At 73.2% G+C, this 11,868-nt stretch carries 8 protein-coding genes; 4 read left to right on the top strand and 4 right to left on the bottom strand.

Annotated features, from left to right (window positions below; translation table 11 throughout):
* Positions 1-69: 69 nt before the first annotated feature.
* Genes MUY22_RS49100 through MUY22_RS49085 form a run of 4 tightly spaced genes read left to right on the top strand, consistent with a single transcriptional unit; the run spans position 70 to position 7,152 of the window.
* Positions 70-5,895, top strand: coding sequence for a type I polyketide synthase (locus tag MUY22_RS49100; RefSeq protein WP_247055508.1), 5,826 nt, complete (start codon positions 70-72; stop codon positions 5,893-5,895).
* The gene (locus MUY22_RS49095; protein ID WP_247055506.1) at positions 5,892-6,344 is read left to right on the top strand and encodes a thioesterase family protein; all 453 of its coding nucleotides are present in this window, start codon (positions 5,892-5,894) and stop codon (positions 6,342-6,344) included. The genes MUY22_RS49100 and MUY22_RS49095 overlap by 4 nt, the downstream gene beginning before the upstream one ends.
* Positions 6,345-6,914, top strand: a complete 570-nt coding sequence (locus MUY22_RS49090; RefSeq protein ID WP_247055503.1) for a flavin reductase family protein — start codon at positions 6,345-6,347, stop codon at positions 6,912-6,914. It abuts the gene before it with no gap.
* A 52-nt stretch (positions 6,915-6,966) separates the two neighbouring features.
* Positions 6,967-7,152 carry a DUF6222 family protein gene (locus MUY22_RS49085; RefSeq protein WP_247055501.1) on the top strand — a complete coding sequence of 62 codons (186 nt, stop codon included), beginning with the start codon at positions 6,967-6,969 and terminating at the stop codon, positions 7,150-7,152.
* Between the two features lie 508 nt (positions 7,153-7,660).
* Here the strand turns inward: MUY22_RS49085 and MUY22_RS49080 are convergent.
* The 4 genes from MUY22_RS49080 to MUY22_RS49065 are packed head-to-tail and all read right to left on the bottom strand — an operon-like array spanning position 7,661 to position 11,745.
* Complete coding sequence (locus tag MUY22_RS49080) at positions 7,661-8,698, bottom strand: carboxymuconolactone decarboxylase family protein (RefSeq protein WP_247055499.1); 1,038 nt, start codon at positions 8,696-8,698, stop codon at positions 7,661-7,663.
* Positions 8,695-9,897, bottom strand: a complete 1,203-nt coding sequence (locus MUY22_RS49075; RefSeq protein ID WP_247055497.1) for a class I SAM-dependent methyltransferase — start codon at positions 9,895-9,897, stop codon at positions 8,695-8,697. Before MUY22_RS49075 ends, MUY22_RS49080 begins: the two co-directional genes overlap by 4 nt.
* A 28-nt stretch (positions 9,898-9,925) precedes the next feature.
* The gene (locus MUY22_RS49070; protein ID WP_247055494.1) at positions 9,926-11,305 is read right to left on the bottom strand and encodes a cytochrome P450; all 1,380 of its coding nucleotides are present in this window, start codon (positions 11,303-11,305) and stop codon (positions 9,926-9,928) included.
* Positions 11,302-11,745 carry an SgcJ/EcaC family oxidoreductase gene (locus tag MUY22_RS49065; protein WP_247055492.1) on the bottom strand — a complete coding sequence of 148 codons (444 nt, stop codon included), beginning with the start codon at positions 11,743-11,745 and terminating at the stop codon, positions 11,302-11,304. The genes MUY22_RS49070 and MUY22_RS49065 overlap by 4 nt, the downstream gene beginning before the upstream one ends.
* Positions 11,746-11,868: the final 123 nt, after the last annotated feature.

Here is an 11,868-nt window from a genome sequence, read left to right as displayed (position 1 = left end):
CGGAACACCGGGTCATGCTGAACCGGGGCCGGTAATCGGGGCACGAGTAGCCAGTGGGAGTGCGGTGGCATGAGCGGTGAGCGGATTTCGATCGTGGGTATCGGTCTCCGGTACCCGGACGCGGGTTCACCGGAGGAGCTCTGGGAGAACGTACTGGCCGGTCGCCGGGCGTTCCGCAGGCTGCCCGACGAACGGATGAATCGGGCAGACTACTATTCGCCGGACCCCAAGGCACCGGACCGGTTTTACGCACAGAAGGCCGCGGTGCTGCGGGACTACGAGTTCGACCGGGTCGCCCACAAGGTCGCCGGGAGCACGTTCCGGGCCACCGACACGACCCACTGGCTCGCCCTCGACGTCGCCGCGCAAGCGCTGGCCGACGCCGGGTTCCCCGAAGGCGAAGGCACGTCGAAGCCCGCCACCGGCGTGGTCATCGGCAACAGCCTCACGGGTGAGTTCTCCCGCGCCAACGTGATGCGCCTGCGCTGGCCCTACGTCCGGCGCACCGTCGCCGCGGCGCTGGCCGGGCGCGGCTGGGGCGACGACGAGACCGGCGACTTCCTGCGCGAGCTGGAAATCCAGTACAAGGCGCCGTTCCCGGAGATCAACGAGGACACCCTGGCCGGCGGCCTGGCGAACACCATCGCCGGGCGGGTCTGCAACCACTTCGACTTCGGCGGCGGCGGGTACACCGTCGACGGCGCCTGTTCCTCCTCGCTGCTTTCGGTGGTGAGCGCGGCCAACGCCCTGACGCAGGGCGACCTGGACGTCGCCGTCGCCGGCGGCGTCGACCTCTCCATCGACCCGTTCGAGGTGATCGGGTTCGCGAAGACCGGCGCGCTGGCCAAGCGCGACATGAAGGTCTACGACGCCGACTCCAACGGCTTCTGGCCCGGCGAGGGCTCGGGCATGCTCGTGCTGATGCGTGAAAGCGACGCGATCGAGCAGGGCAAGCGGATCTACGCCTCGGTCACCGGGTGGGGCGTGTCCTCCGACGGCAAGGGCGGCATCACGCGGCCCGAGGCCGCCGGGCACCGGCTGGCGCTGAAGCGCGCGTACACCCGCGCCGGCTACGGCGTCGAGACCGTGTCCTACTTCGAAGGCCACGGCACCGGCACCGCGCTCGGCGACGCCACCGAGATCGAGGCGCTCTCGACCGCCCGCCGGGACGCCGACCCGCTGGCCAAGCCGGCGGCGCTGTCCACGATCAAGGGCAACATCGGGCACACCAAGGCCGCGGCCGGTGTGGCCGGGCTGATCAAGGCCACCCTGGCCGTCTACCACCAGGTCATCCCGCCCGGCACCGGGCACTTCGACCCGCACGAGTCGCTGACCGGCGACGCGGCCCGGATGTACGTGCCGAGCGAGGCCGAGCTGTGGCCCGCGGAGCACCCGGTGCGCGCCGGCGTGTCCGCGATGGGCTTCGGCGGGATCAACTCGCACGTCACCGTGGCCGAGGGGCCGCACGCGCCCCGCCGCGACGAGCTCGACGAGCGCTCCCGCGCCCTGGTCGCCGGCCGGCAGGACGCCGAGCTGCTGCTGCTCGACGCCGACGACGTCGCCACCCTGCGCGGACGCCTCGCGGCGCTCCTCGAATCGGTGCCGAAGCTGTCGTTCGCCGAGCTGACCGACCTCGCCGGCAGCCTCGCCGCCGAGCTGTCGGGCAAGCCGGTCCGGGCCGCGGTCGTCGCCGCGAACCCCGAGCAGGCCGAGCGCAAGCTCACCCGGCTGCTCGAACTGCTCGAAGAGGGCGACTCGGTGTTCGAGAGCACCGACGGCATCTTCGCGAGCTCGCGGCCCACCGCGCCGCGGATCGGGTTCCTCTTCCCCGGCCAGGGATCCGGGCGCGGCGGGGACAGCGCGGTCCGCCGCCGGTTCGACGTCGCCCGCGAGCTCTACGACGCGGCCGCGTTGCCGACCGACGGCGACCAGGCCTCCACCGAGGTGGCCCAGCCGCGGATCGTCACCGGCTCCCTCGCCGGGCTGCGGGTGCTTCGCGCCTTCGGCGTCGAAGCGAGCTCCGCCACCGGGCACAGCCTCGGCGAACTGACCGCCCTGCACTGGGCCGGCGCGGTCGGCGAGCGCGAGGTGGCCGAGCTGGCCAGGATCCGCGGCCGGGTGATGGCGACCGAGGTCGGCCCCGGCACGGGCGCGATGGCCGGTATCGCCGCGTCGCCGTCCCGGACCGAGGAGCTCGGGCTCGGCACCGACGTCGTCATCGCGGGCTACAACGCGCCGCAGCAGACGGTGATCTCGGGACCGATCGCGGCCGTCGACCGGGTGGTCGCACTGGCCAAGGCCCAGGGCGTCGGCGCGACCCGGATCAAGGTGTCGCACGCGTTCCACTCCCCGGCCGTCGAACCCGCCGCCACCGCGATGATCGAGCGGCTCGGCGAGTTCAGCTTCGAGCGGCTCCAGCGGCCGGTGATCTCCACGGTGACCGGCGACGTCCTGCACGCCGCCGAGAACCTGCCGGAGCTGCTGTGCGAGCAGATCGTGCAGCCGGTCCGGTTCCGGGAGGCCGCCGCGAAGGTCGCCGAACGCAGCGACCTGGTGATCGAGGTCGGTCCCGGCCGGGTGCTCACCGGGCTCTTCGAGGACATCGCACCGCGGACGCCGGTACTGGCGTTCGACACCGACAGCACCTCCCTCGGCGCCGTCCTGCGGGTGCTGGGCGCGGCGTTCGCGCTGGGCGCCCCGGTCACCCCGGAGCGGCTGTTCGCCGGCCGCGTGGTCCGGGAACTGCCCGCCGACGGGGTCTACCGGTTCCTGGCCAGCCCCTGCGAGGCGGCTCCGGCGATCGACGCCGAGCTCGCCGCGGAGCAGGCTGCCGCCGGTGCCCGGCCCGCCGAGGCGGAAGCCGCCGACACCGAGAGCACCACGCTCGACCTGCTGCGCAGGCTCGCCGCCGAGCGCGTCGAGCTGCCGCTGGAGACGGTCACGGCCGACACCCACCCGCTCGACGACCTGCACCTTTCGTCGATCACCGTGGGCCAGCTGGTCAACGACGTCACCCGGGCCCTCGGCCGGCCCGCGCTCGAGGGCATGCCGAACTTCGCCACCGTCTGTCTCGGCGATCTCGCCGAGATGATCGACGAGCTGGCGCAGACGGCGAAGCCGGCGGACGCGGCGGGCAAGGGCGAAGCACCGGGCATCGGGCCGTGGGTCCGGCCGTTCGCGGTCGAGTACCTGCCCGCGGCCCTCCCGGCCGCGGACCTGCCCTCGGGCACCGTGTCCGCGCAGTGGCAGGTCTTCTCGACCCCGGGCAACCCGCTCGCCGAGCCGCTGCGGACGGCGCTCGCCCGCAGCGGTGCGGGTGAGGGCGTGCTGCTCTGCCTGCCCACCGACTGCGACGCCGGGCACGTCGGGCTGTTCCTCGAAGCCGGCCGGGCCCTGATGGCCGCGCCCAACGGCACGCGGTTCGTCGTGGTGCACCACGGCTACGGCGCCTCCGGCCTGGCGAAGACGCTGCGCCTGGAGGACCCGTCGGCGAAGACCACGATCGTCGACCTGGCCGACCCGACCCCGGCGGAGCCGGCGGCGATCGACCGGGCGGTGACGACGGTGGTCGCCGAAGTGGCGGCGACGACGGACTTCGTCGAAGCCCGCTACGGCTCCGACGGCGGCCGCACGGTCCCGCGGCTGGTCGGCTTGCCGGCGGCGGCCTCCGGTCCCATCCCGGAGACCCTCGACAGCACCGACGTCATGCTGGTCACCGGCGGCGGCAAGGGCATCACGGCGGAGAGCGCGCTGGCACTGGCGAAGGACTCCGGCGCGAAGCTCGCGCTCCTCGGGCGCAGCGACCCGGAAACGGACCCCGAGCTGCTGGAGAACCTCGACCGCATGGAGGCGGCGGGCATCCGCTACGTCTACGAGCGGGCCGACGTCACCGACGCCGCGCAGATCGCCGGCGTGGTCGCCCGCGTGGAGGCCGAGCTGGGCCCGGTCACCGCGGTCATGCACGGCGCGGGCCGCAACGAGCCGGCCGCGTTGTTCAGCCTGACCGAGGACGCCTTCCGCAAGACCATCGCGCCGAAGATCGACGGTCTCAACGCCGTGCTCGACGCGGTCGACCAGGACCGCATCAAGCTGCTGGTGACCTTCGGCAGCATCATCGGCCGCGCCGGCCTCCGCGGTGAGGCGCACTACTCCACGGCCAACGACTGGATGACCGAGGCGACCCTGCGCTTCGGCCGGGAACACCCCCGGGCGCGGGCGATCGCGCTGGAGTGGTCGGTCTGGTCCGGCACCGGCATGGGCGAGAAGCTCGGCGTGGTCAGCGCCCTGATGCGCGACGGCATCACGCCGATCCCGCTCGACGAGGGCATCACCATCCTGCGCCAGCTGCTTTCGGACCCGGCCACGCCGCCGGTGCTCGTCATCTGCGGCCGCATGAACGGGCTGCCGACCCTGCCGATCCAGCGGCGCGAGCTGCCGCTGACCCGGTTCATCGACCGGACGGTCGTGCACTACCCCGGGGTCGAGCTGATCACCGAGGCCGAGCTGTCCGCGGGCAGCGACCCGTACCTGACCGACCACCTGCTCGACGGTCAGCTGCTCTTCCCGGCCGTGCTCGGCATGGAGGCGATGACCCAGGTCGCGTCGGCCACCGTCGGTCGCGGCGGTACCCCGGTGCTGGAGGGCGTCGAGTTCCTGCGCCCGATCATCGTCTCGCCGGGCAAGTCGACCACCATCCGGCTGGCCGCGCTCGCCCGGGACGCCGACACCGTGGACGTCGTGATCCGCAGCGACGAGACGGGCTTCAGCGCCGATCACTTCCGGGCCCGGCTCAACTTCGCCCGGCCGGAGTCGCTCGGCGAGACCACCCTGCGGGACGTCGCGCTGCCGTCGGTCCCGGTCGACCCGATCCGCGAGCTGTACGGCTCGGTCCTGTTCCAGGGCAAGCGCTTCCAGCGCGTGCTCGGGTACCGCCGGGCCAGCGCGCGGCACGCGGTCGCCGAGATCTCGACGTCGGCGAACGTGGCGTGGTTCGCGCCGTTCCTGCCGCAGGACAAGCTGCTGGCCGACCCGGGCACCCGGGACGCGATGATGCACGCGATCCAGTGCTGCATCCCGGACGCGACGCTGCTGCCGCAGAGCATCGAGAAGCTCTACCTGGCCGCACCGGGCGAGCAGCACGACGAGTACGTCCTGCTCGACGCGCGCGAACGGTCCCAGGACGGCGACAGCTACGTCTACGACCTGGACGTCCGCAACCCGGACGGCACGCTCGTCGAACGCTGGGAAGGGCTGATGCTCCGCGCGGTGCGCAAGCGCGACGGGGCGGGACCGTGGGTGCCGTCGATGCTCGGGGCCTACCTCGAGCGGGCGTGCGAGCGGCTGCTCGGCGGCCGGCGATCGGTGGTGCTGGAGCCGGACCCGGCGGACCGCGTGTGCGAAGGCATCGCGGAGCGGCGCGTCCAGACGGCGCTGGCGGCGAGCCGCAGCCTCGACCGGCCGGTCGAGGTGCGCTACCGGCCCGACGGCAAGCCGGAGATCGACGGGGCCGAGGTGACTGCGTCGCACACCGCGCAGCTGACGCTGGCGGTCACCGGCTCCGGGCAGCTCACGTGTGACATCGAGAGTGCGATCGAGCGGACCGACGAAGACTGGACCGGACTGCTGGGCGAAGAGCTCGTCGCCGTCGGCCGGCTGCTGGCCGCGGACACCGGCGAACCGGTCGCGGTGGCCAACACCCGGGTCTGGAGCGCGCTGGAGTGCGTGCGCAAGACCGGCGGGATGACCCAGGCCCTCACGGTCCGCCGGGTCGAGGCCGACGGGTGGGCGCTGCTCGCCTGCGGCGACGCCCTGATCGCGACCTGGTCGACCACGGTCGACGACCGGCCGGCCCCCGTGGTCTTCGCCGTCCTCCACGCAGAGGGGAACCGAGAATGACCGGCTACTACGAGCTCCGCCACACGGTCGGCTTCGAAGAGACCAACATGGTGGGCAACGTCTACTACGTCAACTACGTCCGGTGGCAGGGCCGGTGCCGCGAGATGTTCCTCGTCGAGCGGGCTCCGGCGGTACTGGCGGACATCCGCGGCGACCTGAAGCTCTACACCCTCAAGGTGGAGTGCGAGTTCTTCGCGGAGATCACCGGCTTCGACGAGCTGTCCATCCGGATGCGCCTCGAGGAGCTGACCCAGACGCAGCTGCAGTTCACCTTCGACTACGTCCACCTGCACCCGGACGGCGAGCGGTTGGTGGCGCGCGGACGTCAGCGGATCGCCTGCATGCGGGGACCGAACTCGGCGACCGTGCCGGTCCGGGTGCCCGAGGCGCTGCTGGAGGCGTTGGCGCCCTACACGACGGCTACGGCGCGCAACGGCAAGGGAGTCTAAATGGGCCACCCAGGAGCAGGCCCCGCCGAGCGGACACCGCTGCAGCGGGTGCCGACGTCGGCGGCGCGCCGCGGGCTCAGCCCGCAACCGGCACTGCGCCAGGTGATGGCGCAGTTCGCGACGGGCGTCACGGTGCTCACGGCCGGCGGCGCGGACCCGCACGGGATGACCGCGAACGCTTTCTCGTCGGTGTCGCTGGATCCGCCGCTCGTGCTGTGCTGCGTCGCCAAGGCGGCACGCATGCACAGTTCCATCGTCGCCGCGGGCTCGTTCGCGGTGAACATCCTGGCCTCGGACCAGCAGGCCGTGTCGAAGTACTTCGCCGACTGGAAGCGGCCCGACGGGCTGGCCCAGTTCGACGCGGTCAGCTGGACGCCGGGCGGCAAGACCGGGGCACCGCTGTTCACGGGCGCCCTGGCCTGGCTGGAGTGCGAGCTGGCGCAGGTCATCGAGGGCGGTGACCATTCGGTCTTCCTCGGCCGCGTGGTCGCCACCGGCCGGGGGGCCGGCGAGGACGCCCTCATTTTCTACAGCGGCGGCTACCACGACGTGGACGGCCGGGTCGCGTGAACCGACGCCGGCCCCGAGCACTACCGGGGCCGCACGAAGGAGAGGGAAAGTCATGACTGCCAACAACACGGGTCGCACGGACGCCGCCGCGGCCACCTCGCGGTACGTCGAGCCGGTGGAAGCGCCGGTCGACCTGACCGTGCGGCCGATGCCGCGGCTCGGCCGGGGCATCGTCTGGTCGGACGTCGTCGCCGAGATGGAGCGTGACCTCGAGGAGCGGCTGGGCGAGGCCGCGTAAGCGGTTCCCCGGACGGCCTCGCGCCACGAAGCCGGGCCCGGCGGGACACCGACCCTCAGCGACGGTGTCCGCGCCGGCCCCGGCTTCGTCCCCTTGACGGGCGCCGGGTCTCGCGGTGACCGACGGCGCACCGGTGATAGCTCGAACGGCTACGGCGGATCCTTCCGCCGTAGCCGTTCGGGTTTCCGGCGTGTGGTCCCGCGGACCGCCGTAGGACATCCGGCGAGGCCGGCACGAATCGTGCCGGCCTCGCCGAGTCGGTGGTACGACATCCCGGCACACCGCCCGCAACGGCCGACACGGCAACGAGAACGGCCGGCACACCGCCCGGCGTGGCCACCACGGCACGCGGCGTCGACAGCGAACCTGCCTGCCGGTGTGTCGGCCGTTCTCGTCCGCGCTGCTCCCATCGCGACCAAGCGGAAATGCCGCGGGCGCAAGGGTTTCCACGCAACCAAGAAGGCCTCCCCGCCCTTTCGGGTGGGGAGGCCTTCGGGCTACCGCGGGGTCACGCGTGGTCGGCGACGGCCCCGGCGAGCAGGCTGCTGACCCGGCGGGCCGCGGCCATCCCGGCCCACGCGGTCAGCTCGATCAGGGTGTCGTCGCCGGGCGCGGTGGTGCGGAACGCCTCGACGAGCCCCTCGTCGACCTGGTAGGACGCCAGCGCCGTGGCCAGCGCCAGCCGGCCGGCCGGCCGGTCGGCCTCGGCGAGCCCGGCGACCGCCTCGTCGAGCCAGGACCGGCTGAGCCCCGGCGCCTGCCCGTCCCAGGCGGCCAGCCGCTCCCGCACCAGCGCGCGGACGCCGGCGGGCACCGAACGGGCACCCGCCGCTTCGGCCACGGCGTAGGCGCGGGCGAACGCGTCGGCGATCACCGGGTTCCCGCGCGCCCAGCCCAGGTCCGCCGGCGCCGGAGCGGCCGGGAGCAGCTCCAGTGACGCTCCCGGCCGCGGTCCCGACGTCGCCGGGGGCCGCAGCACGCCGCCGAGCACCCGCCGCGCCTGCGGCTTGGCGGACTCGGGGACGTGCGCGGGGAACGGCGAATCCCGGAGGTACACGTTCACCATGCGGTTGTAGTACTGGAACGCCACGGCGACGCCGATCAGCTCGGGCGCGTGCGCGGCCGGGAACGGCGGCGCGGGCGCCGTCGTCGCGGACGCGCGCGCCCACGCTTCGAGTGCCGCCCGTTCGGCGCCGCCGGACTCGCCGGGGCCGTCCGGGATCGCGGCGAGCGTCATGCCGTGCACGTCCACGCAGTACGGGCAGCTGTTGGCCGCCGACACCCCGGTGGCCACCGCCTCCTTGGCCGCGCGGCCGGCCGGGCCGGGCACCAGCAGCGTCTCCCGCAGGATCAGCCACGCCGCGGCCATCGACTCCGGCGCCGCGGAGTGCAGCGCCGTCGGCGGCGCGAGCATCCCGAAGTCCTGCTCCACCTGCCGGTAGACCGCGGCCACCAGGCCGCGGGCCCGGCGCCGGGGCACCACGCCGACGTGCCGGGTGTCGCGCAGGGACTTGCGGACGGCGAAGCGGACCAGCCCGGCGATCACCGGGTGCTCGCGCGGGCGATCACGGCGCCGACCACGAAGTCCGGGTACTGCTCGGCGATGGCGTCCACGTCGGGCAGGACCGTCACGTCGCCGAGCCCGGCCGCCTCGAACGTGGCCCGCCAGGCGGCCGGGGTGAGGAAGCCGTGCGTCGGCCGCTTCACCGGGTCGGTGATGACGTCGGTGAAGCTGTCGAGGAAGTCGAAGATGATCTCGGCGTGGATGGGCCGGGCGAGCTTCGTCGGCCGCACGCATTCGGACACCACGACCGCGCCGCCCGGCTTCAGTGCCTTCGCCGCCTCGGCGACGACGAAGTCGAGGTCGGGCGCCACGTGGAAGCAGTTGACCGCGTACACGGCGTCGAACGTGCCGGGCTCGACCCCCTGCGCCTCCCAGGGCAGCGTCATGTCGATGCGGGCCGACTCGACCGTCGTCGACGGCGACGCGGCGGCCGCGGCCGCCTTCTCGCCGTGCCGGGCGAACGTCTCGGCGACTTCGGTGAACCGGTAGCGCGTGACGTCGGAACCGAGCGTGCGGAGCACCTGCTCGGCGCCGCTGCCGCAGCCGCCGCCGATCTCGAGGATCTCGAACGGGCCGCCCGCCGCCGGCACGAGGCGGCTCAGCGCCTCCGCGCCGACCTTGTTGTTGATGGAGTACAGCAGGTTGTCGTTGGAGAAGTACTTCAGCCACAACGGAAGCTGCGCGGGCGCGAAGAGGATCTCGTCGCCGGTCGCTTCGCCGGCGAAGAACGTCTTCGCCTCGTCGACGAGCGTCCGCAGGATCTCGACGGCGACAGCGGCACCCGGCTCGCGCGCGGCGAGTTCGGCGGCGACGTCGTCGAACGACGGGACGGCCACCGTGCCGGGCACGTACCGGCCGCCTTCCCGGGCGAAGATCCCCGAGTCCGACAGCTTCTCGTACAGGAAGTGCAACGGGATCGTCCGGCGCCACGGGATCGACAGCTCCTGCTTGGCCTGCGGGACCGAGGTTCCGGAGGCGGTCGGCAGGGCGCCGATCGCGGAGAGGATCCGGTGGGCGGTGGCGTCGACGAGGCGGGCGAACGTCTCGTTGGCCGCCAGGAAGCGGAACGGGAAGTGCTCCCGGACGCCCTCGTCGGCGATGGCGGCTCGCAGCTTCGCGAACTCCGCCGCCTTCGGGTGGTCTTCGGGCCGGCCGTAGCCGTTCTCCGCCTGCTCAGTCATGTTCACTCACTTTCGCGATGTCCGGCGGTCAGGCCGCGGCACGGCCGAGGTCCGGGAACGAGTGGACGGTCAGGGGCAGCCCGCCGCCGAGGCGCAGCGACATCATCGGCTCCGGCTTGACCGCGAACCCGGGCACGGTGTCGAACCGCAGGTCGCGCATCAGCGTGGAGATGATGAAGGTGGCCTCCATCATCCCCAGGTGGTTGCCGACGCAGAACCGGGGACCGGCGCCGAACGGGATGTGCGCGTAGCGCGGGCGATCCGACGTCACGTCCGGGTCGAACCGCTCCGGGAGGAACCGGTCCGGCTCCGGCCAGTAGCGCGGGTGCCGGTGCAGGATGTACGGGCAGATCAGCACTTCCGAGCCCGCGGGCACGTGGTACCCGCCGACCTCGTCGTCGGCCAGCGCCCGGCGCGGCAGGATCCACACCGGCGGGAACAGCCGCATGGCCTCCTGCAGCACCATGTGCGTGTAGCGCAGCCGGGTCAGGTCCTCGTAGGCCGGGCGACGGTCGCCGTAGACCGCCACCGCCTCCTCGTGCAGCCGCTCCCGGACCTCCGGGTGCCTGCTCACCAGGTCCAGCGTCCAGCCGACGGTGCTGGCCGTCGTCTCGTGCCCGGCCAGCAGCAGCGTCACCAGCTCGTCGCGCATGCGGCGGTCGGCGACCCGTTTGTCGGATTCCTTGGCGGTGGAGGCGATGAGCCGGGTCAGCACGTCGTCGCCGGTCGCGGACGGCCGGGCCTTCCGCTGCTCCACGAGGAGCCCGACGACGTGCTGGAGGTGGTCGCGGCCCGCGCGGAACGCCCGCTGCCCCTTGAGCGGGAGCCACCGCGGCACCATGCCCAGGGTCTCCATCTCGAACATGGCCTGGTCCTGCACGGCCTCGAAGGAGTGCTCGACCGCGTCGAACGCGCTGAGGTCGGTGTCCAGCAGGGTGCTGCCGAGCACGCCGAGGGTCAGCGCGGTGATCTCGGACAGCACGTCCACCGGCGCGCCGGAGTCCCGGTGGGCGGTGAGGCGCTCGACCAGGCTGAGCGCCTCGTCGATGATCACGTCGGCCTGCGCGGCGATCCGCTTGTGCTGGAACACCGGCTGGATGGTGCGCCGCTGTTCCTTCCACAGCGCGCCTTCCGACGTCAGCAGCCCGTCGCCCAGCGCCCGCTTGGCCTCGGTGTAGCCGATGCCCTTGTGGTAGTTGGCCGCGTTGTCCGCGAGCACGTGCTTGGCGTGGTCGGGGTGGTTGAAGATGTAGAGCGTCTTCGGGCCGATCGACACCCGCACCGCGTCGCCGTACTCGCGGACGGCCTCGCTCATCAGGCCGATCCGGTCCGAGCGGAGCTTGCGCAGGATCCCGGGGGCGGCCCGGCGCGGTGGTCCCGGGGGGACGCGGCGAGGGCTGGCGGTCATGCCGTCGTGGCGGTCGAGCCGGGCGTGGGCAGGCCCTGCTTCGCGGTGCTGTTCTGGTAGGCCGCGAGCCGCCACTGGCCCTCGGTCCGCACGGCCAGCCAGGAGGAGCGGATCGCCTGCGCGGCCGACACCTCGGTCTCGCCGGCCGCCAGCACCCCGCCGGACGACAGCAGCAGCGCGACGTCCGGGCCGAGGAAGCGCAGGCCGATCGGCTTGCCGACGACCTGGGTGCCGGCGTACGGGCCCTCGAAGGCCTCGGCGAAGTACTCCTTGATGTCCTGGCGGCCCTGGCGGAAGACGCCGGGCAGGATCAGCGTGCCGTCCTCGGTGAACAGGTCGGCGATCGACGCGGCGTCCTGGTGCGCCCAGGCCGCGAGGAGCCGCTGGGGGATGACTCCGATGGCCGCCTGGTCGGCGGCCGGCACCTCGGTGGTCGTCATGGCGCTTCCTTTCGGGCGAACGGCGGGACGGCGGCGGGCACGGGAAACCGGCCGGACGGCGCGGCTTCCCGGTCACTCGTCCACGTTCGCATCGAGCACCGCCCGCCCACGTCTCCCGCAGTG

The organism is Amycolatopsis sp. WQ 127309, from assembly GCF_023023025.1.
Lineage (GTDB): Bacteria > Actinomycetota > Actinomycetes > Mycobacteriales > Pseudonocardiaceae > Amycolatopsis.
The sequence above is the reverse complement of the archived record's forward strand: the minus strand, read 5'-3'. Positions and strand labels throughout refer to the sequence as shown.

What these genes read in the sequence shown, in the direction of transcription:
- MUY22_RS49095 (WP_247055506.1), top strand. Translation starts at nt 5,892, where the DNA reads ATGACCGGCTACTACGAGCTCCGCCACACGGTCGGCTTCGAAGAGACC.
- MUY22_RS49075 (WP_247055497.1), bottom strand. Translation starts at nt 9,897, where the DNA reads ATGACTGAGCAGGCGGAGAACGGCTACGGCCGGCCCGAAGACCACCCG.
- MUY22_RS49085 (WP_247055501.1), top strand. Translation starts at nt 6,967, where the DNA reads ATGACTGCCAACAACACGGGTCGCACGGACGCCGCCGCGGCCACCTCG.
- MUY22_RS49070 (WP_247055494.1), bottom strand. Translation starts at nt 11,305, where the DNA reads ATGACCGCCAGCCCTCGCCGCGTCCCCCCGGGACCACCGCGCCGGGCC.
- MUY22_RS49090 (WP_247055503.1), top strand. Translation starts at nt 6,345, where the DNA reads ATGGGCCACCCAGGAGCAGGCCCCGCCGAGCGGACACCGCTGCAGCGG.
- MUY22_RS49100 (WP_247055508.1), top strand. Translation starts at nt 70, where the DNA reads ATGAGCGGTGAGCGGATTTCGATCGTGGGTATCGGTCTCCGGTACCCG.
- MUY22_RS49065 (WP_247055492.1), bottom strand. Translation starts at nt 11,745, where the DNA reads ATGACGACCACCGAGGTGCCGGCCGCCGACCAGGCGGCCATCGGAGTC.